Source organism: Halomonas rhizosphaerae (assembly GCF_030010555.1).
Taxonomy (GTDB): domain Bacteria; phylum Pseudomonadota; class Gammaproteobacteria; order Pseudomonadales; family Halomonadaceae; genus Halomonas; species Halomonas rhizosphaerae.
In genome coordinates, this window is the sequence record NZ_JASCQP010000005.1 from 153,527 (window position 1) to 179,958 (window position 26,432).

Sequence of the window (26,432 nt, forward strand, 5' to 3'; positions counted from 1 at the left end):
CGAAGGCAAGGGCGGCCGGCGGGCGTCGGTCCCCGCCACAGCGACACTCGAGGAGGCGGTCATGTCCCAGGCCATCGAGAGCATCCAGAGCACTCAGAACACCCCATCGGCGCCGGAGATCCTGCTCTATCCGCGCATCCGCAAGTCACCGTTCTTCTACGCCTCGCGGCGGCACGGGGTGCGCAAGTACAGCGTCTACAACCACCACTACCATCCACGCCTCTACACCGACCCGGTTGACGAGTACTGGGCCCTGGTGCAGGGCGTGACCCTGTGGGACGTCGGCGTCGAGCGCCAGATCGAGATCAGCGGGCCCGACGCCTTCGCCTTCACCCAGCGGCTGGTCCCCCGCGACATGCGCCACTGCCAGGTGGGGCAGTGCAAGTACGTCTTTGTCACCGCTCCCGACGGCGGCATCCTCAACGACCCGGTGTTGCTGCGCATCGAGGAGAACCGCTTCTGGCTCTCGCTGGCCGACAGCGACATCCTGCTGTGGTGCCGGGGGCTGGCGGTCAATGCCGGGCTCGACGTGACCCTCCAGGAAGTGGACGTGGCGCCGGTGCAGGTCCAGGGACCGAAGGCCAAGGCGGTGATGGTGGACCTGTTCGGCGAGGCGGTGCTGGGCATGCCCTACTACCACCTGATGGAGGCCGAGCTCGACGGCATGTCGGTGGTGATTTCGCGCACCGGCTACTCCGGCGAGATCGGCTACGAGATCTACCTGCGCGAGGCCAGTCGCTTCGGCGAGGCGCTCTGGCAGCGGGTCTTCGAGGCCGGCCGGCCCCACGGCATGCAGGTGATCGGCCCCTGCCACATCCGCCGCATCGAGGGCGGCATCCTCGCCTTCGGCTGCGATATCTGGTACGACACCAACCCCTTCGAGGTGGGCATGGGCTACGACTGGATGGTCGATCTGCGCGGCGACGACGACTTCATCGGCCGTGCCGCCCTGGAGCGCATCAAGGCCGAGGGGGTGACACGCAAGCTGGTGGGGGTGGAGATCGACGGCCCCAGCGTGGGCTACTTCACCGACGGCTCGATGATCGATGTCTTCCCCGTGTTCGATGCAGACGGCGAGCGTATCGGCAAGGTGACCTCTGCCACCCGCTCGCCGCGCCAGGAGCGAAACATCGGCTACGCCATGGTGCCGGTCGAATACGCCGAGTTGGGCACGGCGCTACGCATCGAGGCCAATACCGGCCTGCAGGAGGCCAGGGTGGTGGAGAAGCCCTTTCACGATCCCTCCAAGGAAATTCCCAAGGGGTGAGGACGATGACGGCGACCCGCTACGAGCTGCTACCCATCGCAGGCATGCAGGAGGCGGCCCGGGACCTGCCGCATGGCGCCATGGTCACCGTGACCTGCTCGCCGCGCCACGGCCTCGAGCGCACCCTGGAGGCCAGCGAGTGGCTGGTCGGGATGGGCGTTCGGGTGGTGCCGCACCTCGCCGCCCGGCTGGTGCGCGACCGCGCCCACCTGGAGCAGTTGCTGAGACGTCTCGCAGCGGTGGGCATCGAAGATGCCTTCGTGGTGGGCGGGGATGCCGAACGTCCGGTGGGGGCCTATCCCCACGGCCGGGCGCTGCTCGAGGCCATGACCGGGCTTGAGCTGCGGCCGGCGCGTCTCGGCGTGCCCGCCTATCCGGAGGGGCATCACCGCATCGAGGCGACGGCACTGCAGCGCGACCTCGAGGCCAAGGCGGCGCTGGCCGACTACGCCGTCACCCAGCTGTGCTTCGAGGCGACGCCGCTGCTGGCCTGGCGTGAGCGGCAGCAGCGGCTCGGCCTGCCCCTGCCGTTCCATGCCGGCATCCCCGGGGTGATGGAGCCCAGACGACTGCTGGCCATCGCCCTGCGCCTGGGCCTAGGGCCCTCGGTGCGCGCCCTACGCCGCCAGTCGGGCTGGCTGGCACGACTGCTGAGGCCCTCGTCCTACTGCCCCGATGCCCTGCTGGAGGGGCTTGGACCGGGCCTGGGCGATCCCGCTGCCGGTTTCGCCGGCCTGCACGTCTTTACCTTCAACCGGGTCGCGGCTACCCGCGGCTGGCTGGAGGCGCGTCAGGATCTGATGCCCGAGCGGCCAGCGAGAGATGAAGCGAATCCCCACCTCATCACCTCCGCCGGCGAGCCCCTGGCCTGACCGCCGCGACTGTCTCCATCAGACGACGCGTAGGGAGAGAATGTGGAAGCCGGCTCCTCCGTCACTCCGACAGGGCGCATCGTCCTATACTGGGCCGCGTGGGATGGCGCCGGACTGCGCTACCCCTCTCATCGCCCCAAGCCTTCATGGTCACGCACGCCTGGAGTCCGGTGGTGTTTCAGCGAGTGGCGTCCCGCGCCCTTCAGGAGGTGAAAGATGAGCAAGTCGATCGTGGTGGGTTCCACCCTGGCCGTGCTGGGGCTGGGCGGGCTGGCCTTCGGGGCCTGGCAGATCCAGGACCAGCAGCGCGGCCCCGAGTACGCCGAGATCACCAACGTCGAGACCCTGACGCGCACCGTGGAGACCCCACGCGAGGTGTGCGAGGACGTGGTCGTGCAGTCGCAGCCGGAGGCACCTTCGGGACAGGGCGCCAGCCGTGATCCCCACCGTGTGGTAGGCACCGCCGCCGGGGCCATCGTCGGCGGCCTGCTCGGCAACCAGGTCGGCGGCGGCAGCGGCAAGAAGATCGCCACGGTGGCCGGTGCCATCGGCGGCGGCCTGGCCGGCCGTGAGGTCCAGGAGCGCGTTGAGGCGCGCCAGCATGCCCAGGCGGCACAGTCCCAGCCGCGAACCACCACCCGCCAGGAGTGCCGTACCGTGGTCGACACCCGTCAGGAGGCCGAGGGCTACGAGGTCACCTGGCGCCACGGCGAGACGGTCGAGACCAGCCGCCTGGACAGCCCGCCCCAGGGCGACCGGGTCCTGCTCGAGGAGGGGCAGCCGCAGTGGAATGCCGTCTCCTCGCAAGGTGGCTGAGCGAGCTCCATCTCGTCATGAAAGACAGCGCCCCGGTCAGTGATGGCCGGGGCGCTGTCGTTGGGGGCAGGTGTCTCGGACGTGTCGCCGGTCAAGGCGAGACCTCGTCATTCACAGGTACCCGAGTACCAGGTAGGCACCGGATGCCAGGATGCCCGCCAGTGCCGCATAGGGCAGCTGGGTGAAGGCATGCTGGAAGGGGGTGCAGCCGCTGGCCTGGGAGGTCAGCACCGTGGCATCCGAATAGAAGCAGGCGTGGCTACCGAAGGTGCTGGCCGACAGGGTGGCCCCGATCACCAGCGTCATGTCGGCGCCCAGGTTGTGCCCCAGGGTGGCGACGATGGGCAGAATGATCACGAATACGCCCCAGTTCGAGCCAGTGGCGAAGGAGACGAACCCCATGATGCTGAAGATGATGAAGGGCAACAGCTCGGCGGAGATCAGCGGTTCCACGGTGGTGATGATGTACTCGTTGAGGCCCAGCGCCGTATTGACCTCATTGAACAGGAAGGCCGCCACCAGTACCGCCAGGGCATCGATCATCGACTTGAAGCCCTCGACGATATTGTCGAAGGTCTCGCTGGCGGACAGCTTCTTCAGGGCGATGAAGGTCACGATCATCCCGGCCAGGGTGATGAAGATGCCCATCAGGAAATCCAGGTCGAACCACCAGGTGAAGAAGGCCAGGGAGGCCATGGGCAGCAGGAAGGACCAGACGCTGCCCTTGTGACTGGCATCCGCCTCGAGGTGGCCAATGTCCTCGTCGATGTGCTCGGCCCCCGCGGGCACGCATTGCCCGTGTTGTTCGGCGCGACGTTCCGCCGTTTTCATTGGCCCGATCAGCGGGATCTTGCCGTAGATGACCAGCGGCACCATGGCCACGGCAATCCACGGGTAGAACATGAAGGGGATGGCCTGGATATAGGTCATCACGCCCTGGCCGTCCGCGGCGACGCCGTTCTTCTCGATCAGGGCGCCGAAGAATACCGCCCAGGTGGAAATGGGGATCAGGACGCTGATCGGTGCCGCGGTGGAGTCGATGACGTAGGCCAGCATCTCGCGCGATGTCTTGAAGTGGTCCGTGATCCTGCGCATCGAGGTGCCCACGGCCAGCGAGTTGAGGTAGTCGTCGACGAACAGCACGATCCCCATGAACCAGCAGCCCATCAGGGCGCGGGGCTTGTCGGTCGTGTAGCGCATCATGGCCCGGGCGAAGGCCTGGGACGAGCCCGATTTCAGCAGTAGGGCGATGATGCTGCCCATCAGGCCGCAGACCATGATGACCCAGGCGACATCCTCGTCGGTCATCACGCTCATCAGGCTCTCGGAGAGGCTGCTCAGCGCATTCGTGGGATCCATCATCAGGGTGCCGGCGAAGGCACCGAACACCAGCGGTTCAAGCGCACGCCTGGACAACAGCGCAAGCAGCAGAACGAGTCCCGTCGGGACCAGGATCAACGGCCCGTCGATGGCGTCGGCACCGCTGGTGCCGACCACGGCGCTGACGACGGCGGCCAATGCGATAGCGAGCAATATCATGACCATCCAGCGGTGCCACGGGCGGGCGCCCTGCTTGATCAGCTTGTCGTTGGCTTCCATGGAGACCTCCTCGATCTTGTCATTGTGTGAGGGTGGTAGGGTGGGTCAGCGCAGGCGTTCCAGCAGCTGGTAGTACCACATGCCGGCGGCCAGCAGGGTGTTGCCGAGACGGTCGCTGAACGGGACTCGCCAGTGACGGACATTGGCGAAGGCATCGAACTCCCGCCTGCTGCCATCGACCGCCTCGGCAAGGATCTCGCCGACGAGGTGCGAGGTGGCGATGCCGTGCCCGGAGTAGCCCTGGGCGTAGTAGACGTGGGGGGAGAGCTTGCCGAGCATCGGCACGCGGTTGATCACGATTCCGGCGAGTCCCTGCCACTGGAAGTCGAGCGCCACGCCCTCGAGCTGTGGGAAGGTATGCTCCAGCCGCGGGCGCAGCTCGGCGGCGATGTCGGCTGACGTCCTGCCCGAGTAGTTGGCGCCGCCACCGAAGAGCAGCCGCCGGTCGGCGGTGAGGCGGTAATAGTCCAGCACGAAGCGGGTATCGTAGACGGCCAGGTCCTGGGGGTTGATCGCGATGGCGGTGGCCTCGTCCAGCGGGGCGGTCGTGACGATGCCGAGCGAGGCGGGGAAGAGCCTGCCGCCGAGCCGCCGGCGCTCGAGGTGGTGGTAGGCGTTGCCGGCCAGGATCACGCTATCGGCCTCGACGCGGCCATGCTCGCCGATGACGGCCGGGGATTCACCGTGCACCACCTCCACGACGGGTGACGCTTCGAAGATCCTGGCCCCCAGGCTTGCTGCCGCCCGGGCCTCGCCGAGGCAGAGGTTCAGGGGATGCAAATGCATGTTGTAGTCGTTGCGGAGGGCGCCGTGGTAGAGCCGCGTGCCGAGCACGTCTTCGACCCCTGCCTTGTCCAGCCAATGGACATGTTCGCCGATCCAGTGGGACTGGGAGGCCTCGTAGTCCCGCCGCAGTGCCTTCAGATGGCTTGGCTGGTAGGCCGCCTGGAGATGCCCGTGCTTGAGGTCGCAGGGAATGGCGTATTTCTCGACACGTTCGCGAATGATGCGCTGGCCGCGCCAGCGCAGGTCCCAGACGAAATCGGCAGCCTCATCGCCGAGGGTGCGCCGCATTTGGCGGCGCATGACATCCTCGCCGGACAGGCTGCCGGTGACCTGGCCGCCGTTGCGTCCACTGGCCCCCCAGCCGATCTTGTTCGCCTCGATCACCGCCACCCGATAGCCCCGCTCGCTCAGCTCGACGGCCGTGGCCACGCCCGTGAAGCCGCCACCCACGATGGCGACGTCGACCCGGTGATGGCCCTCGAGGACGGGGTAATCGGACTCCCTGATGACGGACGCGGAGTAGTAGGAAGGGGGGCGCGATTGGGTCATGAAAATGCTCGCTGCAAGATGTGATCACATACGTGTGATCACACTAGCAGGGCCTTGCGAGAGTGGCAACCCGGTGCGGGGCGGAGCCGCAGTGGCGCCAGTTTGGGGTATGCTGGCGGGGTGTATGACGACGACATGGCAAGCCGATGGAGCAACAGACACAGGGCGAAGGGTTCTCGCCGGATACCGCCGCCACCCGGCTGCATCGGGAGCTGCGGACGAGGCTTTGCGAGGGGGATTTTGCGCCGGGAGACCTGATCTCGATACGCCGTATCGCCACCGAGTACGGTACCAGCGCGATGCCCGCCCGTGAGGCCGTGCGCTGGCTGGTGACGGAGGGGGCACTGGTCTTCTCCGACAGCCGCAAGATCCGGGTCCCCGAACTGAACCGCGAGCGCTTTCACGAGGTGCTGTTTGCGCGCAAGAGCCTCGAGACCGAAGTCTCCCGCCAGGCCTTCCCCCGGCTGACCGCCGCGGACCTGGTTGAGCTCGAGGGCATCGATGCCCGGATCAATGCGGCCATCGAGGCCGGCGATATGCAGGCGTACATGCGTGGCAACCATCGCTTCCACTTCCTGATCTATCGACGCAGCCGCTCCCGGGTGCTGCTGCCCCTGGTCGAGCTCCTCTGGCTGCAGTACGGGCCCAGCATGCGACAGATCGGCACGCGCTGGGGCGCATCACGCATCGCCGATGACCATCATCGCGACGTGACCCATGCCCTGTCCCGGGGCGACAGGGAGGGCTTCTGCAACGCCATTGCCGCCGATATCGAACAGGGAATGCGCCTGCTCGAGTAGGCCTGCCGCGTCGCGCGATCGGTGTCGTGACGGCGCGACAACGCTCTGCCGGCGCCCATGGAGTCCCGGGCGCCCGAGGTCACACGTGGCGCAGGTACCAGTCGTACTCGAGCTTGCTGACGGCCTGCATGGCCTGGTCCCGCTCGGCTCGGCGGTTGGCCAGGAAGACCGCGAGGAAGTCCGCGCCCAGCGCCTCGGCCAGGGGCTCGCTCTGCTCCAGCAGGTCCAGGGCCTGGCACCAGCTGTTGGTCAGGCTGGGCGCGGCCTGGTCATAGGCGTTGCCGGTGATGGCCGGCGGCGGCGTCAGCCGCTGCTGCAGCCCGTGGTCGATGGCGCCGAGCAGGGTCGCCAGCAGCAGGTAGGGGTTGACGTCGGCGCCGGCCACCCGGTGCTCGATGCGCCGCGCCGCGTTGGGTCCCGAGGGGATGCGCAGCGCCACCGAGCGGTTGTCGTAGCCCCAGGTCGGGGCCATCGGCACATAGAGCCCGGGCTGGAAGCGGCGGAAGGAGTTGAGGTTGGGGGCGAAGAGCGCCATGGAGGCCGGCATCAGCTCGAGCAGCCCGGCCACGGCGTGCTGCATCAGCGGCGTGCCGAGCGGGGCGTCGTCCTCGGCCGCGAAGACGTTGTTCCCGGCTTCGTCGAGCAGGCTGATATGGACGTGGGTGCCGTTGCCGGCTTCCTGGCCATAGGGCTTGGCCATGAAGGTGGCCTCGAAACCATGGTGCAGGGCCACGCCCTTGATCAGGCGCTTGAGCAGCACCGCGCTGTCGCAGGCCGCCAGGGCATCATCGCAGTGGATCAGGTTGATCTCGAACTGTCCCGGGGCGCACTCCTTGAGGGCGGTGTCCAGCGGCAGCCGCTGGGTCCGGGCGGCGGCATGGATCTCCTCGAGCAGCTCGGCATACTCGTCGAGCTCGTTGATCGAATAGAGCTGGCTCTGGGCGGCGCGCTCGCCGGTCGCCGGCGAGCAGGGCGGCTGGACCATGCCCAGGGCGTCCCGGCGGCGGTCGACGAGGCTGAACTCCATCTCCACGGCCACCACCGGCGTCAGCCCGTCGCGACGGAAGCGCTCCAGCACCCGGGCGAGCACCTGGCGGGGGTCGGCGAAGAAGGGCGCCCCGTCGGCCTCGGTCATGGTCATCAGCAGCTGCGCCTGGCGGGCGTCGCGCAGCCAGGGGCTCGGCATCAGGCTGCCCGCCACCGGGCGGCAGACCCGGTCGCTGTCGCCGATCGAGAGGCCCAGGCCCGTGGCCTCGATGGTATTGCCCAGGATATCCAGGGCGAAAACCGAGGCCGGCAGGTTGACCCCGTCACGGAAGGCCTTCTCGAGGTTGTCGCGGGGGATGCGCTTGCCGCGCAGCACGCCGTTCAGGTCGCTGATCAGCAGGTCGACGCTGTCCACGTCGGGATGGCGGTCGAGGAAGTCGCGGGCTTCATCGGCAGGGGAGGACATGGGGCCACCTATCGGCTTGGGGTCATTGTTCGATGGCTGTCATCTTTGAAGCACACACTCATGTTGTCAAATCTTTTACGTATTTCGCCAGGCGTCGGCGACCTTTCGGACTTTTCCATGTCAATTTTATCCTATTATTACAGTCACCTGATGGATATCTATGGTGACGGGGTGTCGATGGGGGTTGGCAAGGTTAATCAACGGATATATGTTGAGCAAAGCATAACAATCATCACGCGTGTTTCGAGGAGACCGCCATGCGCACCCGACCCCTGGTAGGCGTGATCGCCTGCCGGCGCGAGGTGGAAGGCCACCCCGCGCACATGGTCACCGACAAGTACCTCTCCACCCTGTGCGACTATGGCCTGGCGCCGGTGATCCTGCCGGTGTGGGAGGACGCGGTGGAGAGCGAGCTGCTGGCGTCGCTCGACGGCCTGCTGCTCACCGGCAGCTACACCAACGTCGAGCCGCAGCGTTACGGTGCCGAACGGGCCCCGGAGAACACCCGGGATGACCCCCATCGCGATGCCGCGGCGCTGGGCTGGATTCCCGCCGCCCTGGACCTGGGGCTTCCGCTGCTGGGCATCTGCCGCGGCTTCCAGGAGCTCAACGTGGCCTTCGGCGGCACCCTGCACCAGGCGGTGCAGCGGGTGCCGGGTATGCTCGACCACCGTGAGCCGGAAGGCGACCGCGAGGCGAAGTATGCCCCGAGCCACGACATCTCGCTGGTGCCCGGCGGGCGGCTCGCCGCGCTCCATCCCGAGCCGGCGTCCCGGGTCAACTCCCTGCACCAGCAGGGCATCGCCGAGCTGGGGCCGGGGCTCGTCGCCGAGGCCCTGGCCCAGGACGGGCTCGTCGAGGCGATCTCGGTCGCGGGTGCACCGGGTTTCACCCTGGCGGTGCAGTGGCACCCCGAATGGAAGCCCCGCGAGCACCCGCTCTATGACGCCCTGTTCCGGGCCTTCGCCGCGGCCTGCCAGGCCCATCGCGGTGCCCGCATCCCGTCACCCGCCGTCGACGCCTGAGGCCATTGCCTCGACCCGGAGAGCCATCATGTCCCATTCGCTTCAGGCACTGGACCGCGCCCACCACCTGCACCCCTTCACCGACTTCAAGGCATTGGGCGAGGAGGGCAGCCGCATCATCGAACGCGCCGAGGGGGTCTACATCCACGACGCCGAGGGCAATCGGCTCCTCGACGGCATGGCGGGCCTGTGGTGCGTCAACCTGGGCTACGGGCGCGTGGAGTTGGTGACGGCCGCCACCGAGCAGATGCGCCGGCTGCCCTACTACAACAACTTCTTCAAGACCACGCACCCACCGGCGGTGAGGCTCGCCGAGAAGCTCTGCGCCCTGGCGCCGGCACACCTCAACCACGTCTTCTTCACCGGCTCCGGCTCCGAGGCCAACGACACCGTGCTGCGCATGGTGCGCCGCTACTGGACACTCAAGGGCAAGCCGGAGAAGCATTGGGTGATCGGCCGCGAGAACGGCTACCACGGCTCCACCGTCGCCGGCATGAGCCTGGGTGGCATGGCGCCGATGCACGACCAGGGCGGCCCCTGCGTGCCGGGCATCACCCATGTGCGTCAGCCCTACTGGTTTGGAGAGGGGCGGTTCGGCGATGTGCGCGATCAGGATCCCGAGGCCTTCGGTCGCCAGTGCGCCGCGGCCATCGAGGAGAAGATCCTGGAGCTCGGCGAGGAGACCGTCGCGGCCTTCATCGCCGAGCCGGTGCAGGGCGCCGGCGGCGCCATCATGCCGCCGGCGAGTTACTGGCCGGCGGTCAAGGAGGTTCTCTCGCGCTACGACATCCTGCTGGTGGTGGACGAGGTGATCTGCGGCTTCGGCCGCCTGGGCGAGTGGTTCGGCAGCGTTCACTATGATCTCGCCCCCGACCTGATGCCCATCGCCAAGGGGCTCTCCTCCGGCTACCTGCCCATCGGCGGGGTGCTGGTCGGCGATCGGGTCGCCGACACCCTGATCCAGGAGGGTGGCGAGTTCTTCCACGGCTTCACCTACTCCGGCCACCCGGTGTGCGCCGCGGTGGCGCTGAAGAACCTGGAGCTCATGGAGGCCGAAGGCGTGGTCGAGCGGGTCCGCGACGAGCTGGGGCCCTACCTGGCGCGCCGCTGGGCCACGCTCGCCGACCATCCCCTCGTCGGCGAGGCCCGCTCGCTGGGGCTGATGGGGGCCCTGGAGCTCATCGACCCGGCCAGCGGCGAGCGCTTCGACAAGGCCCTCGCCGCTGGCAACCTGTGCCGCGACATCAGCTTCCGCCGTGGCCTGGTGATGCGCTCGGTGGGTGATACGATGATCATCGCCCCGCCCCTGGTGATCACCCGCGAGCAGATCGATGACCTGGTGACCCTGGCCCGTGAGGCGCTGGACGAGACCGCCCGGTGCCTGGTGCCGAGGGCCGCCGACGAACCGCAACCCGAGGAGAGACCCGCATGAGCCGTCCCGACCCCCCCAAGACGCTGGCAGACTGGCAGGCCCTGGCCGATGCCGTGACGCCGGGCCTGGAGGCCCGCGCCTTTATCGACGACACCTTCGTCGAGGCCGTCAGCGGCGAGACCTTCGAGACCCTTAATCCCGCCACCGGCGAGCGCCTGGCCCGGGTCGCCAGCTGCGACGCCGCCGACGCCGAGCTGGCCGTGGGCCATGCCCGGGCGACCTTCGACGGCGGCGCTTGGTCGCGCCTGGCGCCGGGGCGGCGCAAGAAGGTGCTGCTGCGCCTGGCCGACCTGATGGAGGCCAACAAGCACGAGCTGGCGCTGCTCGACACCCTGGACATGGGCAAGCCGGTGGGCAGCTCGCTGGGCGACATGGCCGGGGCCATCGGCTGCATCCGCTACCAGGCGGAGTGCATCGACAAGCTCTACGGCGAGGTGGCCCCTACCGGGGAGGAGACCCTGGCGCTGGTACTGCGCGAGCCGCTGGGCGTGGTGGCCTCCATCGTGCCCTGGAACTTCCCGCTGATGATGACCGCCTGGAAGATCGCCCCGGCGCTGGCCGCCGGCAACAGCGTCATCTTGAAGCCCTCGGAGAAGTCACCGCTCTCGGCGCTGCGCCTGGCCCAGCTGGCCCGTGAGGCGGGGCTGCCCCGCGGCGTCTTCCAGGTGCTGCCGGGCTTCGGCCACACCGTCGGCAAGGCGCTGGCGCTCTCCATGCAGGTCGACTGCCTGGCCTTCACCGGCTCCACCGGGGTGGGCAAGCAGCTGATGCAGTATGCCGGCCAGTCCAACCTCAAGCGCCTCTACCTGGAGTGCGGCGGCAAGAGCCCCAATCTGGTCTTCGCCGACTGCAGGGACCTGGACAGGGTCGCCCGCCATGCCGCCGAGGCGATCTTCCACAATCAGGGGGAGGTGTGCATCGCCGGTTCCCGCCTGCTGGTGGAGAACTCGATCCGCGAGGCCTTCGTCGAGAAGGTGCTGGCCGCCGCCGAGACGATGCAGCCCGGCGACCCGCTCGACCCCGAGAGCTTCATGGGGGCGATCGTCGACGAGGCCCAGTACCGCCGGATCCTCGACTACATCCGCCGCGGAGTGGAGGAGGGCGCCCGGTTGCGTACCGGGGGCCAGGCGCTGGAGGGCAAGGGGCTGTTCATTCCTCCTACGGTGTTCGACGGCGTGACCCCGGCGATGGCCATTGGCCGCGAGGAGGTCTTCGGCCCGGTGCTCTCGGTGTTCGGCTTCGACAGCGAGGAGGAGGCCATCGCCCTGGCCAACGACAGCGACTTCGGCCTGGCCGCGGGCCTGTGGAGCCAGGATATCGATCGCATCATGCGTGTGACGCGTCGGCTGGCCTCCGGCCAGGTGTTCGTCAACAACTGGGCCGGCGGCGACCAGACCATGCCCTTCGGCGGGGTCAAGCAGTCCGGCAACGGCCGCGACAAGTCCCACCACTCCCTGGAGGAGTACTCCGACCTCAAGAGCGTCTGGATGTCGCTCGCCACCTGACCCGCGCTCCACTGTATGAAAGCGTAGAGGCCGGCACCCGAGTGCCGGCCTTGTCTTTGTACTGATAATAATATCTGTACAGCTTGTGCATAGCCTTTTACCTCCGGGGCGAGTAGCCTGTAAGGACATTCCCCGGCAGGAGACAGCGCCATGTTCGGACTCTTCAAGAGCGACCCGTCGAAGAAGCTGCAGAAGGCCTACGAGCAGAAGCTCGAGCAGGCCATGCTGGCCGCCCGCAACGGCGACATGCGCGCCAACGCCTCCCTGACCGAGGAGGCGGAGGCACTGCGCGAGGAGATCGAGAAGCTCAAGGCGTCCTGAGGGACGGGTCAGAAGGTCCGCGCCGGGGTCGCGCAGCTGACCAGGCGGCAGGGCTCGCGGCCGGGGTTGCGGAAGCGGTGGGGGACGTTGGTCTCGAAGTAGTAGGCCTCGCCGGGACCCAGCACCCGGGCGTCGGCGCCGATGGTGATCTCGATCTCGCCCTCCAGCACCACGCCCGCCTCCTCGCCCTGGTGGGCGATCATCTCGCGGCCGGTGTCGGCCCCGGGCGGGTAGGTCTCGATCATGAAGGCCAGGGCGCGATCGCGGCGATCGGCGCCCACCAGCTTGTAGATGACGTCGCCGGAGCCCACGTCGGCCAGCTCCTCGGCCGAGTAGAACACCCGTCGTCCGTTCTCCAGGTCCATGGTGAAGAAGTCCCCGACGCTCATGGGAATGGCGTCGAGGATCTTCTTCAGCGAGCTGACCGAGGGGCTCACCTTGCCCTGCTCGATCAGCGACAGGCTGGAGTGGGTGACCCCGCAGCGCTTGGCCAGCTCGCGCTGGGAGATGCCCTTCAGGGTGCGCAGGGCGCGCAGTCGCGCGCCGACATCATCCGACATCCGGTTCTCCTTCCCTCAGCGCGGGATCAGCACAGCGCGTCGAGCTTCTCTTTCAGCAGGGCATTCACCTGCTGGGGGTTGGCGGTACCCCGCGAGGCCTTCATCACCTGGCCGACGAAGTAGCCGATCATCTTGCCGCGCTTGTCGGGCTCGGCATCCCGGTATTGCGCCACCTGGGCGGGGCTGTCCGCGATCACCTGGTCGATCATCGCCTCGATGGCGCCGGTATCGGTGACCTGCTTGAGCCCCTTGGCCTCGATCACCTCGTCGGCACTGTCGCCCTCGCCGTTCCACAGTGCCTGGAAGACCTGCTTGGCGGCCTTGCCGTTGATGGTGTCATCCATCACCCGACTGACCAGCTCGCCGAGCTGGGTCGCCGAGACCGGGCTGTCCTGGATCGGCAGGCCCTCGCGGTTCAGGGCGCCGGAGAGCTCGCCCTGTACCCAGTTGGCGGCCAGCTTGGCATCGCCACACACCTCCTTGACCACCTCGAAGTACTCGGCCATCTCGCGGCTCGCCGAGAGCACCCCGGCGTCGTAGGCGGAGAGGCCCAGCGCCTCCTGGAAGCGGGCGCGCTTGTCGGCGGGCAGCTCCGGCAGGTTGTCGCGCAGGTGGTCGACGTAGGCCCGGTCGAGCTCCACCGGCAGCAGGTCGGGGCAGGGAAAGTAGCGGTAGTCGTTGGCCTGCTCCTTGGTGCGCATGCTGCGGGTCTCGTCACGCTCGGGGTCGAACAGGCGGGTCTCCTGGACCACCTCGCCGCCGTCCTCGAGCAGCTCGATCTGGCGCTCCACCTCGAAGGCGATGGCGCGCTCGACGAAGCGGAAGGAGTTGACGTTCTTGATCTCGGTGCGGGTGCCGAAGCTCGCCTGTCCCCTGGGACGCACCGAGACGTTGACGTCGCAGCGCATCGAGCCCTCGGCCATGTTGCCGTCGGAGATCCCGAGATACGTCACGATGGAGTGGATGGCCTTGAGGTAGGCCGCGGCCTCCTTGGCCGAGCGCATGTCCGGCTCGGAGACGATCTCCAGCAGCGGGGTGCCGGCGCGGTTGAGGTCGATGCCGGTCATGCCGTGGAAGTCCTCGTGCAGCGACTTGCCGGCATCCTCCTCCAGGTGGGCGTGATGCACGCGGATGCGCTTGGTCTCGCCGTCCTCCAGAGTGATCTCCACCTCGCCTGGGCCGACGATAGGATGATACATCTGGCTGGTCTGATAGCCCTTGGGCAGGTCGGGGTAGAAGTAGTTCTTGCGGTCGAACACCGACACCTCGGGGATCTCGGCATGGATCCCCAGCCCGAACTGCACGGCCATGGCCACCGCGGCCTCGTTGAGCACCGGCAGCACGCCGGGGAGCCCCAGGTCCACGGCGCACGCCTGGCTGTTGGGCTCGGCGCCGAAGGCGGTGGAGGCGCCGGAGAAGATCTTCGACTTGGTGGCGAGCTGGACGTGGACCTCCAGCCCGATCACGGTTTCCCATTGCATCAGAGGGTCTCCTCGGCAAGCGCGGGGCGACGCAGGTGCCAGTCGGTGGCCTGCTGGAACTGGTGGGCGACGTTGAGCAGTCGCGCCTCGGCGAAGTGGGTGCCCAGTATCTGCAGGCCTACCGGGCGATGGCCCACGAAGCCGGCCGGCACGCTGATGCCGGGGATGCCCGCCAGGTTGATGGCGATGGTGTAGATGTCCTGCAGGTACATCGAGACCGGGTCCTTCCTGGCGCCCAGGTCGAAGGCCGGGGTCGGCGAGGCAGGCCCCATCAGCACGTCGACCTCGTCGAAGGCGTCGAGGAAGTCCTGGCGGATCAGCCGGCGTACCTGCTGGGCCTTCTTGTAATAGGCATCGAAGAAGCCCTCGGAGAGGGTGTGGGTGCCCATCAGGATGCGTCGCTTGACCTCCTCGCCGAAGCCCTCGGCCCGCGAGCGCTTGTAGAGGTCGGTGAGGTCGGCGGGGGCGTCGCAGCGGTGGCCGAAGCGCACCCCGTCGTAGCGCGACAGGTTGGAGGAGGCCTCCGCCGGGGCGATGACGTAGTAGGCCGGGATGGCGTAGTGGGTGTGCGGCAGGCTGACCTCGCGCACCGTGGCGCCCAGCGACTCGTAGACGCGGATCGCCTCGCGTACGGCGCTCTCCACCGCGGGGTCGAGCCCCTCGCCGAAGTACTCCCGGGGCAGGCCGATCTTCAGTCCCGCCAGGGGGGCGTCGAGCTCCTCGGTGTAGTCGGGCACCCCGCGGGCCACACTGGTGGAGTCGCGCAGGTCATGGCCGGCGATGGCGCCGAGCAGGCGGGCGCAGTCCTCGGCGGTGCGCGCCATGGGGCCGGCCTGGTCGAGGCTCGAGGCGTAGGCGATGATGCCGTAGCGCGAGACCCGCCCATAAGTGGGCTTCAAGCCGGTGATGCCGCAGAAGGCGGCCGGCTGGCGGATCGAGCCGCCGGTGTCGGTGCCCATGGCGGCGGGTACCAGGCCCGCGGCCACGGCGGCGGCGCTGCCGCCGGAGCTGCCGCCCGGCACGGCGTCCCGGTCCCAGGGGTTCTTCACCGGGCCGAAGAAGCTGTTCTCGTTGGAGGAGCCCATGGCGAACTCGTCCATGTTGGTCTTGCCCAGGCTCACGGTGCCGGCGGCCCTGAGCTTCTCGACCACGGTGGCGTCATAGGGGGCGATGAAGTTGTCGAGCATCCGTGAGCCGGCACTGGTCTTGACGCCCTCGGTGCAGAAGATGTCCTTGAGCGCCAGGGGCACGCCCGTCAGCGGGCCCGCGTCGCCGGCGGCGCGGGCGGCATCGGCCCGGTCGGCGGCGGCCAGGGCCTGCTCGGCGGTCACCGAAATGAAGCTGTTGAGGTCGCCGTCGAGGCGGTCGATGCGCGCGAGCAGTGCCTGGGTGAGCTCGCGGCTGGAGAACTCGCCGGCGGCGAGGCCGGCGGCGAGTTCCGTCAGAGTCTTGTCATGCATGGGCCCTGGGCTCCGTGATGGCTTGCCGGAAACGGATGGGAGTGGCGCGGGTCATTCGACGACCCGCGGGACCAGGTAGAGGCCCTGTTCCACCGCCGGGGCACAGCGCTGGAAGCGGTCGCGCTGGTCGGTCTCGGTGACCTCGTCGGCGCGCAGCCGCTGGGTGGTCTCCAGGGGGTGGGCCAGCGGGTCGACCCCCTCGGTGTCCAGGGTCTGGAGCTGGTCGACCATCGCCAGGATGCGTCCCAGGTCGTCCAGGTAGTGGGCGGCCTCGTCGTCGTCCAGGCCGAGCCGGGCCAGGTGGGCGGCCCTGAGAACGTCTGCGTGTTCAAGCGCCATGATTGGATGTCCTCGACAGGCAGTGGGGTCTGGGAAATGACCGCAGAAGGTACCACATCCGCCGCCTCGCTGGCAGGTCCGGGAATGCCGCGCGCCGCGGGACTTTGCTTGCTGCCGGTAGGCCGCGGTGATACCGTTTGCGTCCGCACAGGGTTCCCGGACTGCACTAGGTAACGACTCCATGTTCAAACGCTTGAGGGGGCTGTTTTCCAGCGATCTGTCGATCGATCTGGGGACGGCCAATACGCTGATCTATGTCCGCGGTCGCGGCATCGTGCTCGATGAGCCATCGGTCGTGGCGATTCGCCAGTCCGGCAACATGCGTAGCGTGGCCGCAGTGGGGGCCGACGCCAAGCGCATGCTGGGTCGGACCCCCGGCAACATCACCGCCATCCGCCCGATGAAGGATGGCGTGATCGCCGACTTCACCGTCACCGAGCAGATGCTGCAGTACTTCATCCGCAAGGTGCACCAGAGCACCTTCCTGACGCCGAGCCCCCGCGTGCTGGTCTGCGTGCCCTGCATGTCGACCCAGGTCGAGCGCCGTGCCATCAAGGAGTCCGCCGAGGGCGCCGGGGCCCGCGAGGTGTTCCTGATCGAGGAGCCCATGGCGGCCGCCATCGGCGCCGGCCTGCCGGTGGAGGAGGCCCAGGGCTCGATGGTCGTCGACATCGGCGGCGGCACCAGCGAGATCGCCATCATCTCGCTCAACGGCGTGGTCTACTCGGAATCCATCCGCGTCGGCGGCGACCGCTTCGACGAGGCGATCATCGCCTACGTGCGCCGCCACTACGGCAGCTTGATCGGCGAGGCCACCGCCGAGCGCATCAAGGAGGAGATCGGCTGCGCCTATCCGGGCGGCGAGCTGCGCGAGATCGACGTGCGCGGCCGCAACCTGGCCGAGGGCATCCCGCGCAGCTTCACCCTCAACTCCCACGAGATCCTCGACGCCCTCCAGGAGACCCTCGGCTCCATCGTCGCCGCGGTGAAGAGCGCCCTCGAGCAGTCGCCGCCCGAGCTCGCCTCGGACATCGCCGAGCGCGGCCTGGTGCTGACCGGCGGCGGGGCGCTGCTGCGCGACCTCGACAAGCTGATCGCCGAGGAGACCGGGCTACCGGTGATCGTCGCCGAGGACCCACTGACCTGCGTGGCCCGCGGCGGTGGCAAGGCCCTGGAGATGATCGACCAGCACACCTTCGAGCTGCTGTCCAGCGACTGACTCGGGGGGACGCCCTATCAAGCCGCTGTTCTCGCATGGACCGCTGCCGGGCTATCGCATGCTGCTGTGCGTGATCCTGGCCTCGGCGCTGATGTTCGCCGATACGCGCTTCACCCGCATGGAGCCCGTGCGGGCCCAGCTCTCCACCCTGGTGGCGCCCATCCAGTGGCTGGTCAGCCTGCCCAGTGACGTCCTCAACTGGGCCTCGCTGGCACTCTCCGACCAGCGGGCCCTGGTGGACGAGAATCGTCGCCTGCGCGAGCAGATCCTGACGCTGTCCCACCGCGTGCAGCGAATGGCGAGCCTGACCGCCGAGAACGTGAGGCTGCGGGAACTGCTCGCGGCCACCCGCCAGCGTGACATGCCCTACATCACCGCCGAGCTGCTGTCGCTGGACCCCGATCCCTTCACCCACCAGATGGTGATCGACCGCGGTCGCCGGGATGGCGTCTACGTCGGCCAGCCGGTGCTGGATGCCTCGGGACTGGTCGGCCAGATCACCGCCACCTCGGCCTATTCCAGTCGGGTGCTGCTGCTGGCCGATGCGAGCCATGCCCTGCCGGTGCAGGTCAATCGCAACGGGTTGCGCTTCGTCCTCCAGGGGGCGGGCAGCTACGATGCCCTCAACGTCACGCATGTGCCCGACACGGCCGATATCCGCGAGGGCGACCTGCTGACCACCTCGGGGCTGGGCGGGCGCTTCCCGCCGGGCTACCCGGTGGCCAGGGTATCGGAGGTGGTCCACGACCCGGGCCAGCCCTTCGCCCGGGTCACCGCCGCGCCGGTGGCCCAGCTTCAGCGCTCGCGGCACTTCCTGCTGCTGTTTCCGCCCGACCCGCCCGCCGCGCCCCCCGAAGGCGAACTGGCTGCCCCGGCCCTCGAGGCGGCCCGTCGCATCGGCACGGCGGTGTCCGACGAGGAGACGCCCTGATGGCCACATCCCCGCCTGCCAACTTGCTGTGGATCTGGGTGACCCTGCTGCTGGCCCTGTGCCTGCAGGTGATGCCGCTGGCCGATGGCTGGCAGGTGTGGCGTCCCGACTGGCTGGGCCTGATGTTGATCTACTGGTGCATGCGCGAGCCGCTGCGGGTCGGTGTCTTCCACGGCTTCGTGCTGGGCCTCCTGGTGGATCTCATCGAGGGTGCGCCGCTGGGACAGAATGCCCTGCTGCTGTCGCTGCTGGCCTTCCTCTGCGCCCTGGTCTATGCGCGCTTCCGGGCCTATTCGCTGGTCCAGCAGGCGGTGCTGATCTTCGTACTGCTGGGCATGGTCCAGCTGGCCGAGCAGTGGCTAAGAACCCTCTTCGGGCCCGCCTCGATGCACCTCTCCTTCCTGCTCTCCGCGCTGATCGGGGCGGTGCTCTGGCCCTGGCTGACCACCCTGTTCGAGGCGCTGGGACGCCGCCTCGCCCGCGACTGACCCGCCCCGGAGCCGTCATGACCCCTGATCCCGAGCTGTGCCTGGCCTCTGCCTCGCCACGCCGCCGCGACCTGCTCGCCGCGATCGGCGTGGCGGTGGAGGTGCGTCCCGTGGATATCGACGAGACGCCGAGATCCGGCGAGGCGGCGCACGACTATGTGCTCCGCCTGGCCCGCGAGAAGGCGCTGGCCGGTGCCCGCTTATCCGCGCTCCCCGCCCTGGGATCGGATACCGCCGTGGTGTGTGATGGCGCGATCCTCGGCAAGCCGGCGGGGCACGAGCAGGCCGCGGCCATGCTGCGAGGGCTTTCCGGTCGTGCCCACGAGGTGCTCACCGGGGTAGCGGTCACGGGCCCCGCCGGGCTGCTGGCGGCCTGCGTGACCACCCGCGTCTTCCTGCGCCCGATCAGCGATGCGGAGCTTGCCGCCTACTGGGCCACCGGGGAACCGGCGGACAAGGCCGGCGGCTATGCCATCCAGGGCCTGGCGGCGGTGTTCGTCGAGCACATCGAGGGCAGCCACTCGGCGGTGGTGGGGCTGCCGCTCTTCGAGACCGCCGAGCTGCTGGCCCGGCAGGGCGTGCCGCTCTGGAACGGGGCGCTGCCGATCGGGCCTATGTCATAATGGCCGCAGACTTTTCTGGACAAGGATTTCCGCATGAGCGGTGAAGTACTCATCAACCTGACGCCGATGGAAACCCGTGTCGCCGTGGTGGAGAACGGCGTGCTGCAGGAGGCCTTCATCGAGCGGGCCCGGCGCCGCGGCATCGTCGGCAACATCTACAAGGGCAAGGTGGTACGCGTGCTGCCGGGCATGCAGGCCGCCTTCGTCGACATCGGCCTCGACCGCGCCGCCTTCATCCACGCCCACGAGGTGATGCCCCCCGGTACCCCGGCCGACGAGCAGGTCTCCATCGCCCAGCTGCTCCACGAGGGCCAGGCCCTGGTGGTGCAGGTGACCAAGGACCCGATCGGTTCCAAGGGGGCGCGGCTGACCACCCACCTCTCGGTGCCCTCGCGCTACCTGGTCTACATGCCCGATTCTCCCCACCACGGGGTCTCACAGCGCATCGAGGACGAGATGGAGCGCGAGCGGCTGCGCGGTCTGGTCGAGGCGGCCGGTGCCGACCAGCAGCTGGAGGTGACCGGCGGCTTCATCGTGCGCACCGCCGCCGAGGGCGTCGGCGTCGAGGAGCTCGCCGCCGACATGCACTTCCTGCTGCGCCTGTGGCGGCGGGTCAGCGAGCGCAAGGTGACCGCGCCGGCCCCCAGCGTGGTCTACGACGACCTGCCGCTGTTCATGCGCACCCTGCGTGACGTGATGCGCGACGACATCGAGAAGGTGCGCATCGACTCCCGGGAAAACTACGTGAAGTTGATCGAGTTTGCCCAGGAGTTCATGCCCGCGGCGGTGGAGCGCATCGAGCACTATGCCGGCGAGCGGCCGATCTTCGATCTGTTCAGCGTCGAGGACGAGATCCAGAAGGCGCTGGGGCGCAAGGTACAGCTCAAGTCGGGCGGGTATCTCGTTATCGATCCCACCGAGGCGATGACCACCATCGACGTCAACACCGGCGGCTACGTGGGCCATCGAAACCTCGAGGAGACGATCTTCAAGACCAACCTCGAGGCCGCCACCGCCATCGCCCGCCAGCTGCGGCTGCGCAACCTCGGCGGCATCATCATCATCGACTTCATCGACATGGACGACCCGGAGCACCAGCGCCAGGTGCTGCGCATGCTCGAGAAGTCGCTGGAACGCGATCACGCCAAGACCAAGTGCACCGGCGTCACCGAACTGGGCCTCGTCCAGCTGACCCGCAAGCGCACCCGGGAGAGCCTGGAACAGACGCTGTGCGAGCCCTGTCCGACCTGCGCGGGGCGCGGCACCCTCAAGACCCCGGAATCGGTCTGCTACGAGATCTTCCGCGAGATCCTGCGCGAGGACCGGGCCTACAGCGCCGAGACCTATGCCGTGCTGGCCTCCCAGGCGGTGGTGGATCGCCTGCTCGACGAGGAGTCCGCCGCGGTGGCCGACCTGGAGGAGTTCATCGGCAAGCCGATACGCTTCCAGGTGGAGACCCACTACTCCCAGGAGCAGTACGACATCGTGCTGATGTGAGCCCATGTCCCTGACCCGCCTCGTCGCTCGCTGGCTATTGACCCTGGTGGCGCTGTTGCTGGCGCTGCTGGCGGTGCTGGTCCTGGTGCTGCGCCTGCTGCCGGTGCTGCTCGAGACGCAGGCCCCGCGACTGGAGCGCATGCTCTCAGCGCGCTTCAATGCGGTGGTGGAGCTGGACGAGCTGACGGCCGGCCTGCAGCGCTATGACCCGCACCTGGCGATCGACGGCCTGCAGATCCGCTCCCGGGAAGGGCTGGGACATGTCCCGCTGCTCGAGGTGGAGCAGGCACAGCTGCACCTGGACAGCCTCGGCAGCCTGGCCGCCGGCGTGCCCCTGGTGGCCGATGCCCGGGTGCAGGGCGTGACCGTGCACCTCTACCAGGACCAGGCCGGACGCTGGCACTGGCCGGCCCCCGCGGAGCTTCCCCCCGAACTGGTCCCCGAGACCACCTTCGACCTCGAGCGCCTCGACTTCTGGGTCGGCATGCTGCTGCGCCAGAGCGCCTGGGTCGAGGAGGTCAGCCTGGTGCTGCATGGGCGCAAGGAGCGTGCCGTGCTCAAGGCGCCCCGATTGGTGATGACGGGGGATGCGCGCCGTACCCACCTGGAGGGCGAGGTGCTGGTGGAGGGGCAGCGGGAGCAGGCCATCCGGGCGGTGATGGAACTGGTCCCCGGGCCGTCCGGGCTGCGCGACTTCAGCGCGGCCCTGCAGGCCGAGATGCGGCTCGACAGCCTGCTGGGGCTGTCCGAGGTGCTGGGTTATGGCGATGCCCTGCGCCTGGAGGCCGCTAGCGGCGAGGCGCGTCTCTGGGGCCGCTGGCATGCCGGCCGCCTGGCCGACCTGCGCCTCGACGTCGATGCCCCCCTGCTGGCGCTGGCCCAGCCCGAGTCTACCGACGACGAGGCGTCATCCCCTGCCATCGTGCTCAATCGGGTGTCGGCCCGGGGCCAGTGGCTGCGCGAGGCGTCGGGCTGGCAGGCCTGGCTCGAGGGCGATGCGCGCAGTGCCGACTGGGCCCGTCCCGAGGGAAATGGTGACGCAGCGGCCACGGGGCCGGCCGTGCCTCGCTACTGGCATGCCCGCAGCCGTGACGATGGCTGGTGGCTCAACACCAGCGAGTTCGACCTCGGCGCCCTGGCCGCCTGGCGCGATCGGCTGCCGCTGCCCGAGGCCCTGGCACGGGTGATCGACAGCCTGGACCCGCGCGGACGGGTCAGCGGCCTGGGACTGGGCCGGGAGGGCGGCGATTGGGTCGCTCGGGCGTCTGCCAGCGAGGTGGCGGTGTCCCCCTGGCAGCAAGCTCCCGGGGGCGGCCCCCTGGATGTCTGGGTGACCTCGCGGGACCTCAGGGGCCACGTCGAGTTCGCCGGGCGCGACAGCCAGCTGCACTTTCCGCGAGTGTTCGGCCCACCGCTGGCACTCTCCCGCGCCAGCGGCGTGATCGACTGGGCCTACGATGGCCCGCGCAGCTTCGTCAGCGGGCGCGAGCTCGAGGTCGACTGGAACGGGGCCCGGGTAGAGGGAGGCTTCGGGCTCTCGGTGGGGGGTGGCCAGCGCGGCGGCTTCGGTCTCCAGCTCGACCTGCACGACGTGGACGCCATCGAGACCCCCCTGGTCGATTGGCTGCCGGTGGGCGTGCTGGGGCCGGAGCTCACCGACTGGCTGGTCGACGGGGTCGCCGGCCGGGTGCCCGAAGGCTCGCTGCGCCTCCATGTGCCCCTGAGTCGTGAGGGCGTGAAGGTCGAGCCGGTCCTGCAACTGGCCCTGGAGGTGGAGGAGGGGCGCCTCTCCTTCGCGCCCGGCTGGCCGGCCATCGAGGGGGTCGGCGGTCGGCTGCGGATGGCCGACGGGACCCTGACAGCGGAAGTGGACCGCGCCGAGAGCCTGGGGGTCGAGGCGCGCGGCGGCGAGGTCCGCCTGGCGGACGAGCGGCTCGAGGTGAGCGGCGGGCTCGAGGCCTCCGCCGAGGCGCTGCGACGCTACCTGCTGGCGCTGCCCGTCGAGGGCATGGCGGCGGTGGAGGACTGGCAAGGCGAGGGCCGGGCGTCCGGTACCCTGGACCTGGCCCTGACCCTGGGCGAGCCCGGCTCCCTGGAACTGGACATCGCCACCGAGGCGGACTTTGCCAGGCTGGTCCATGACCCCCTGGAGCTGACGTTCCGTGACCTCCAGGGGCCCCTCGCCTGGCATCAGCGCGGCGAGGAGGGCGGCCTGGAGGGGCGCCTGGCCGGGCGGCTGCTGGGCGGGCCCGTGAGCAGCGATATCGACACCCTGGCCGGCGGGCTCGACCTGGCCGGCACGGCCGAGGCCCAGGCCATCGCCGAGTGGAGCGGCATGTCGGGCCTCGGCGGCCTGATCGAGGGTCAGCTGCCCTGGCAGGGCCGCCTGGCGATCGGCGACGAGGGCGCCTCGCTGCGCCTCGACAGTGGCCTGGAGGGGCTGGCCATCGCCCTGCCGGACCCGCTGGGCAAGCGCCGCGAGGCACGCCTGCCCCTGCGGCTGACCTTCGACCTGACCGGGGGGCGCCTGGATGGCCGCCTGGGCGACCGGCTGGGCCTGCGCTGGCGCGAGCTCGACGATGGCGCCTCCGGGCAAGGGCAGGCATGGCTGGGGCGGCAGCCGGACGCCTGGCCCCGGGGGCCCGGCTGGCGCGTCGAGGCCTACCAGCCGCGCCTGCCGGTGGCCGACTGGGCCCGGGCCCTGTCGCCGCTGGTCGCCCGGGGCGGCCGCGGTCAGGGAGATAATGCCGCCCCGGCAGTCCTCTCGTCGCTGGTCTTCGAGACCGATTGCCTGCAAGTGCAGTCACGCTGCCTGGGGTCGCTGGTCGTGGAGGGCGGTGCGCGCAGCGGGGGCTGGGAGCTGGACCTTGCCGGTAGCCTGGCCACCGGCCACTTGTCGTATCGACCCGCCCTCGAAGCCCCCCTGGATATCGTGCTGGAGCGCTTGTCGCTGGACGCCCTGGTGCCGCCGGACAGCGGCAGTGGCCAGCTGCTGGACGAACTCGATGTGCCGCCCGAGGCGACCCCCCTGCCGGAGGGCCTGGAGGCCGTGCCCGACGGGCGGCTGCGGGTCGCCGAGATCGCCTGGCAGGGTCAGCGCCTCGGCCCCTTCAACGGACGCTGGCGGTCGGCGGCCGACCGGCTGGTGGTCGATCCCCTGGGCCTGACGCTGGGGGAGATCAGCGCCCATGGCAACCTGGTGTGGGAGGCGAGCGGGGCCGGGGACAGCCTGACCCGGGCGCGGCTCGACCTGGACGGCCGGGACCTCGGCACTGCCCTGGCGGTGCTGGGCCAGCCGGTCGCCGTGCGCAGCGCCGAGACCCGGGTGACGAGCCAACTGGCCTGGCCGGGGGCCCCCTGGCAGTTTGCCCTGGCACGCTCCCGCGGCAGTCTCGAGATGGCGCTTCGCGATGGGCGTTTCGTCAACATCGAGTCGCCCTCCGCGCGGGTCGTCGGCCTGCTCAACGTCGACAACCTGCTGCGCCGGCTGAGGCTCGACTTCTCCGATGTCACCGGCCAGGGAACCGCCTTCGATCGTGTCACCGGTGCCGCTACCCTGTATGGTGGAGTGCTGGAAACCCGCGGTCCGGTGGAGATCGAGGGGCCGGCGACCCGCTTCACCCTGGACGGCAGCGTCGACCTGGCGCGTCGGGAACTCGACCAGCGCCTGGCCGTCACAGTGCCGGTGAGCAGCAATCTCCCGCTGGCGGCGGTACTGGCCGGCGCCCCGGTGGTCGGCGGTGCCCTGTTCCTCGCCGACAAGCTGTTCGGAGAAGCCATCGACCGCGTGACCCGAATCCACTACCGCGTGCAGGGCCCCTGGACCTCACCGCGGATCTCTCTGGAAAGTGCCGAATGACATCACAGACTCACGCCATGCTCGACGAGGCCAGCGCTGTCCTGCTGACGCCCGGCGGCCTCGACCTCGCGGCCCTGGATGACGGGCTCGGCCACGCCATGGGCCCGGGCATCGACTATGCCGACCTCTATTTCCAGCGCAGCTGGCACGAGGGCTGGGTGCTCGAGGACGGCGAGGTCAAGGAAGCCAGCTACAACATCGACGGTGGCGTCGGGGTGCGCGCCCTGGCCGGCGAGAAGACCGGCTTTGCCTACTCCAACCAGATCACCGCCGATGCCCTGGCCGAGACCGGACGCACCGCCGCCGGCATCGTGCGCCGCGGCGAGCGGCTGGCGGTGGCGCCGGGCGTGGCCATGGCCAGCCAGGCCCGCTATGCTGGCGTCGACCCGCTCACCGGCCTCTCTGCCGAGGATAAGATCGCCATGCTCAAGCTCGCCGACCGGGTGGCCCGGGCGGCGGACCCCTCGGTATCCCAGGTGAGCGCCTCGCTCACGGGGGTCCACGAGGTCGTGCTGGTGCGTGCCAGCGACGGCACCCTGGCGGCGGACATCCGCCCGCTGGTGCGCTTCAACGTCAGCGTGATCGCGGTGCGCAACGGGCGCCGCGAGCGGGGCAGCGCCGGCGGTGGCGGCCGCTTCGCGATGGTGCGGCTGCGCGACGAGAACGTCGCCGAGCGCTATGCCAGGGAAGCGGTGAGGCAGGCACTGGTCAACCTGGAGGCCGTCGAGGCGCCGGCCGGCCAGATGCCGGTGGTACTGGCCCCGGGCTGGCCGGGCATCCTGCTCCACGAGGCGGTGGGCCATGGGTTGGAGGGTGACTTCAATCGCAAGGGCAGCTCGGCCTTCGCCGGGCGAATCGGCCAGCAGGTCGCCTCGCGCGGCGTCACCGTGGTCGACGATGCCACCCTGGTCGACCGGCGCGGCTCGCTCTCCGTCGACGACGAAGGGACCCCGGGCCAGAGCACCACCCTGATCGAGGACGGCATCCTGACCGGCTACATGCAGGACAAGCTCAATGCCCGGCTGATGGGCATGGCGCCGACCGGCAACGCACGGCGCGAGTCCTTCGCCCACCTGCCGATGCCGCGCATGACCAACACCTACATGCGCGCCGGCAGCGACGCCCCCGCGGATATCCTGAAGAGCGTGTCGCGGGGCCTCTATGCGGTGAGCTTCGGCGGCGGCCAGGTGGACATCACCTCCGGCAAGTTTGTCTTCTCGGCCAGCGAAGCCTACCTGATCGAGGACGGCAGGATCACCGCGCCGGTGAAGGGGGCGACCCTGATCGGCAACGGCCCCGAGGCCATGGGCCGAGTCTCGATGATCGGCCACGACATGGAACTCGACACCGGTATCGGCGTCTGCGGCAAGGAGGGGCAGGGCGTGCCGGTGGGCGTGGGCCAGCCCACGCTGAAGCTCGACGAGCTGACCGTGGGCGGCACCCAGTCATAAGCGGGAAGCTTGAAGCCGGAAGCTGGAAGGTTCCAGAGCCGTCAAGGCTCGGTATCTGCCGGCTTCCAGCCGCAAGCAGCGCTCTTCCGGCTTCCGGCT

At 69.2% G+C, this 26,432-nt stretch carries 22 protein-coding genes; 15 read left to right on the plus strand and 7 right to left on the minus strand.

The window, feature by feature from the left end:
• The first annotated feature begins 61 nt into the window (after positions 1-61).
• The 3 genes from QLQ83_RS01265 to QLQ83_RS01275 all read left to right on the plus strand — a co-directional run bounded on the left by QLQ83_RS01265 (position 62) and on the right by QLQ83_RS01275 (position 2,955).
• Positions 62-1,267, plus strand: coding sequence for a glycine cleavage T C-terminal barrel domain-containing protein (locus QLQ83_RS01265; RefSeq protein ID WP_282733761.1), 1,206 nt, complete (start codon positions 62-64; stop codon positions 1,265-1,267).
• Between the two features lie 5 nt (positions 1,268-1,272).
• The gene (locus QLQ83_RS01270; protein WP_282733762.1) at positions 1,273-2,139 is read left to right on the plus strand and encodes a methylenetetrahydrofolate reductase; all 867 of its coding nucleotides are present in this window, start codon (positions 1,273-1,275) and stop codon (positions 2,137-2,139) included.
• Positions 2,140-2,355: 216 nt separating this feature from the next.
• The gene (locus QLQ83_RS01275; RefSeq protein WP_282733763.1) at positions 2,356-2,955 is read left to right on the plus strand and encodes a glycine zipper 2TM domain-containing protein; all 600 of its coding nucleotides are present in this window, start codon (positions 2,356-2,358) and stop codon (positions 2,953-2,955) included.
• 111 nt (positions 2,956-3,066) lie between these two features.
• On the opposite strand, the gene QLQ83_RS01280 is transcribed toward QLQ83_RS01275, so the two are convergent.
• Positions 3,067-4,554, minus strand: a complete 1,488-nt coding sequence (locus QLQ83_RS01280) for a Na+/H+ antiporter NhaC family protein (RefSeq protein ID WP_282733764.1) — start codon at positions 4,552-4,554, stop codon at positions 3,067-3,069.
• A 45-nt stretch (positions 4,555-4,599) separates the two neighbouring features.
• Positions 4,600-5,889 (minus strand): NAD(P)/FAD-dependent oxidoreductase, encoded by a 1,290-nt coding sequence (locus QLQ83_RS01285; protein ID WP_282733765.1) that lies wholly within the window; start codon positions 5,887-5,889, stop codon positions 4,600-4,602.
• Positions 5,890-6,035: 146 nt separating this feature from the next.
• Here QLQ83_RS01285 and QLQ83_RS01290 point away from each other — a divergent pair, with 146 nt between their 5' ends.
• Positions 6,036-6,689, plus strand: coding sequence for a GntR family transcriptional regulator (locus QLQ83_RS01290; protein WP_282733766.1), 654 nt, complete (start codon positions 6,036-6,038; stop codon positions 6,687-6,689).
• A 79-nt stretch (positions 6,690-6,768) separates the two neighbouring features.
• On the opposite strand, the gene QLQ83_RS01295 is transcribed toward QLQ83_RS01290, so the two are convergent.
• On the minus strand, positions 6,769-8,142 hold the full coding sequence (locus QLQ83_RS01295; RefSeq protein ID WP_282733767.1) for a glutamine synthetase family protein: 1,374 nt from the start codon (positions 8,140-8,142) through the stop codon (positions 6,769-6,771).
• Between the two features lie 257 nt (positions 8,143-8,399).
• Between QLQ83_RS01295 and QLQ83_RS01300 the strand changes: the two genes are divergently transcribed.
• From QLQ83_RS01300 to QLQ83_RS01315, 4 genes are all read left to right on the plus strand, one after another.
• Entirely contained in the window at positions 8,400-9,167 is a 768-nt protein-coding gene (locus tag QLQ83_RS01300) for a gamma-glutamyl-gamma-aminobutyrate hydrolase family protein (RefSeq protein ID WP_282733768.1), read from the plus strand.
• A gap of 28 nt (positions 9,168-9,195) precedes the next feature.
• Complete coding sequence (locus tag QLQ83_RS01305; RefSeq protein WP_282733769.1) at positions 9,196-10,599, plus strand: aspartate aminotransferase family protein; 1,404 nt, start codon at positions 9,196-9,198, stop codon at positions 10,597-10,599.
• A complete protein-coding gene (locus tag QLQ83_RS01310) occupies positions 10,596-12,104 on the plus strand; it encodes an aldehyde dehydrogenase (protein ID WP_282733770.1) in 1,509 nt (502 codons plus the stop codon). The genes QLQ83_RS01305 and QLQ83_RS01310 overlap by 4 nt, the downstream gene beginning before the upstream one ends.
• Positions 12,105-12,254: 150 nt before the next feature.
• Positions 12,255-12,425 carry a DUF6435 family protein gene (locus QLQ83_RS01315; RefSeq protein WP_282733771.1) on the plus strand — a complete coding sequence of 57 codons (171 nt, stop codon included), beginning with the start codon at positions 12,255-12,257 and terminating at the stop codon, positions 12,423-12,425.
• A gap of 8 nt (positions 12,426-12,433) precedes the next feature.
• Here QLQ83_RS01315 and QLQ83_RS01320 read toward each other — a convergent pair whose 3' ends face one another.
• From QLQ83_RS01320 to gatC, 4 genes are read right to left on the minus strand one after another with little or no spacing between them, the layout of a single operon-like run.
• Positions 12,434-12,985 carry a cupin domain-containing protein gene (locus QLQ83_RS01320; protein ID WP_282733772.1) on the minus strand — a complete coding sequence of 184 codons (552 nt, stop codon included), beginning with the start codon at positions 12,983-12,985 and terminating at the stop codon, positions 12,434-12,436.
• 26 nt (positions 12,986-13,011) lie between these two features.
• Positions 13,012-14,466, minus strand: a complete 1,455-nt coding sequence (gene gatB, locus QLQ83_RS01325) for an Asp-tRNA(Asn)/Glu-tRNA(Gln) amidotransferase subunit GatB (protein ID WP_282733773.1) — start codon at positions 14,464-14,466, stop codon at positions 13,012-13,014.
• Positions 14,466-15,926, minus strand: a complete 1,461-nt coding sequence (gene gatA, locus QLQ83_RS01330) for an Asp-tRNA(Asn)/Glu-tRNA(Gln) amidotransferase subunit GatA (RefSeq protein ID WP_282733774.1) — start codon at positions 15,924-15,926, stop codon at positions 14,466-14,468. Before gatA ends, gatB begins: the two co-directional genes overlap by 1 nt.
• Positions 15,927-15,977: 51 nt before the next feature.
• Complete coding sequence (gene gatC / locus QLQ83_RS01335; RefSeq protein WP_282733775.1) at positions 15,978-16,265, minus strand: Asp-tRNA(Asn)/Glu-tRNA(Gln) amidotransferase subunit GatC; 288 nt, start codon at positions 16,263-16,265, stop codon at positions 15,978-15,980.
• A gap of 181 nt (positions 16,266-16,446) precedes the next feature.
• Between gatC and QLQ83_RS01340 the strand changes: the two genes are divergently transcribed.
• From QLQ83_RS01340 to tldD, 7 genes are read left to right on the plus strand one after another with little or no spacing between them, the layout of a single operon-like run.
• Complete coding sequence (locus tag QLQ83_RS01340; RefSeq protein ID WP_089846023.1) at positions 16,447-17,484, plus strand: rod shape-determining protein; 1,038 nt, start codon at positions 16,447-16,449, stop codon at positions 17,482-17,484.
• 58 nt (positions 17,485-17,542) lie between these two features.
• A complete protein-coding gene (gene mreC / locus QLQ83_RS01345; protein WP_411971106.1) occupies positions 17,543-18,415 on the plus strand; it encodes a rod shape-determining protein MreC in 873 nt (290 codons plus the stop codon).
• Entirely contained in the window at positions 18,415-18,903 is a 489-nt protein-coding gene (mreD, locus tag QLQ83_RS01350) for a rod shape-determining protein MreD (RefSeq protein WP_282733776.1), read from the plus strand. The genes mreC and mreD overlap by 1 nt, the downstream gene beginning before the upstream one ends.
• A gap of 17 nt (positions 18,904-18,920) precedes the next feature.
• The gene (locus QLQ83_RS01355; RefSeq protein ID WP_282733777.1) at positions 18,921-19,526 is read left to right on the plus strand and encodes a Maf family protein; all 606 of its coding nucleotides are present in this window, start codon (positions 18,921-18,923) and stop codon (positions 19,524-19,526) included.
• 33 nt (positions 19,527-19,559) lie between these two features.
• On the plus strand, positions 19,560-21,023 hold the full coding sequence (gene rng, locus QLQ83_RS01360; protein WP_282733778.1) for a ribonuclease G: 1,464 nt from the start codon (positions 19,560-19,562) through the stop codon (positions 21,021-21,023).
• A 4-nt stretch (positions 21,024-21,027) separates the two neighbouring features.
• Entirely contained in the window at positions 21,028-24,882 is a 3,855-nt protein-coding gene (locus tag QLQ83_RS01365; protein ID WP_282733779.1) for a YhdP family phospholipid transporter, read from the plus strand.
• Positions 24,879-26,333 carry a metalloprotease TldD gene (tldD, locus tag QLQ83_RS01370; RefSeq protein ID WP_282733780.1) on the plus strand — a complete coding sequence of 485 codons (1,455 nt, stop codon included), beginning with the start codon at positions 24,879-24,881 and terminating at the stop codon, positions 26,331-26,333. Before QLQ83_RS01365 ends, tldD begins: the two co-directional genes overlap by 4 nt.
• The last annotated feature ends 99 nt before the right edge of the window (positions 26,334-26,432 follow it).

Bases quoted from the DNA above. Each gene is read 5' to 3' on its own strand.
- QLQ83_RS01290 (WP_282733766.1), top strand. From the start codon at position 6,036: ATGGAGCAACAGACACAGGGCGAAGGGTTCTCGCCGGATACCGCCGCC.
- QLQ83_RS01365 (WP_282733779.1), top strand. From the start codon at position 21,028: ATGTCCCTGACCCGCCTCGTCGCTCGCTGGCTATTGACCCTGGTGGCG.
- mreD (WP_282733776.1), top strand. From the start codon at position 18,415: ATGGCCACATCCCCGCCTGCCAACTTGCTGTGGATCTGGGTGACCCTG.
- tldD (WP_282733780.1), top strand. From the start codon at position 24,879: ATGACATCACAGACTCACGCCATGCTCGACGAGGCCAGCGCTGTCCTG.
- QLQ83_RS01275 (WP_282733763.1), top strand. From the start codon at position 2,356: ATGAGCAAGTCGATCGTGGTGGGTTCCACCCTGGCCGTGCTGGGGCTG.
- QLQ83_RS01340 (WP_089846023.1), top strand. From the start codon at position 16,447: ATGTTCAAACGCTTGAGGGGGCTGTTTTCCAGCGATCTGTCGATCGAT.
- gatB (WP_282733773.1), bottom strand. From the start codon at position 14,466: ATGCAATGGGAAACCGTGATCGGGCTGGAGGTCCACGTCCAGCTCGCC.
- mreC (WP_411971106.1), top strand. From the start codon at position 17,543: ATGCTGCTGTGCGTGATCCTGGCCTCGGCGCTGATGTTCGCCGATACG.
- QLQ83_RS01305 (WP_282733769.1), top strand. From the start codon at position 9,196: ATGTCCCATTCGCTTCAGGCACTGGACCGCGCCCACCACCTGCACCCC.
- QLQ83_RS01320 (WP_282733772.1), bottom strand. From the start codon at position 12,985: ATGTCGGATGATGTCGGCGCGCGACTGCGCGCCCTGCGCACCCTGAAG.
- QLQ83_RS01280 (WP_282733764.1), bottom strand. From the start codon at position 4,554: ATGGAAGCCAACGACAAGCTGATCAAGCAGGGCGCCCGCCCGTGGCAC.
- gatC (WP_282733775.1), bottom strand. From the start codon at position 16,265: ATGGCGCTTGAACACGCAGACGTTCTCAGGGCCGCCCACCTGGCCCGG.
- QLQ83_RS01315 (WP_282733771.1), top strand. From the start codon at position 12,255: ATGTTCGGACTCTTCAAGAGCGACCCGTCGAAGAAGCTGCAGAAGGCC.
- QLQ83_RS01270 (WP_282733762.1), top strand. From the start codon at position 1,273: ATGACGGCGACCCGCTACGAGCTGCTACCCATCGCAGGCATGCAGGAG.
- QLQ83_RS01265 (WP_282733761.1), top strand. From the start codon at position 62: ATGTCCCAGGCCATCGAGAGCATCCAGAGCACTCAGAACACCCCATCG.
- QLQ83_RS01285 (WP_282733765.1), bottom strand. From the start codon at position 5,889: ATGACCCAATCGCGCCCCCCTTCCTACTACTCCGCGTCCGTCATCAGG.
- QLQ83_RS01355 (WP_282733777.1), top strand. From the start codon at position 18,921: ATGACCCCTGATCCCGAGCTGTGCCTGGCCTCTGCCTCGCCACGCCGC.
- QLQ83_RS01310 (WP_282733770.1), top strand. From the start codon at position 10,596: ATGAGCCGTCCCGACCCCCCCAAGACGCTGGCAGACTGGCAGGCCCTG.
- QLQ83_RS01300 (WP_282733768.1), top strand. From the start codon at position 8,400: ATGCGCACCCGACCCCTGGTAGGCGTGATCGCCTGCCGGCGCGAGGTG.
- QLQ83_RS01295 (WP_282733767.1), bottom strand. From the start codon at position 8,142: ATGTCCTCCCCTGCCGATGAAGCCCGCGACTTCCTCGACCGCCATCCC.
- gatA (WP_282733774.1), bottom strand. From the start codon at position 15,926: ATGCATGACAAGACTCTGACGGAACTCGCCGCCGGCCTCGCCGCCGGC.
- rng (WP_282733778.1), top strand. From the start codon at position 19,560: ATGAGCGGTGAAGTACTCATCAACCTGACGCCGATGGAAACCCGTGTC.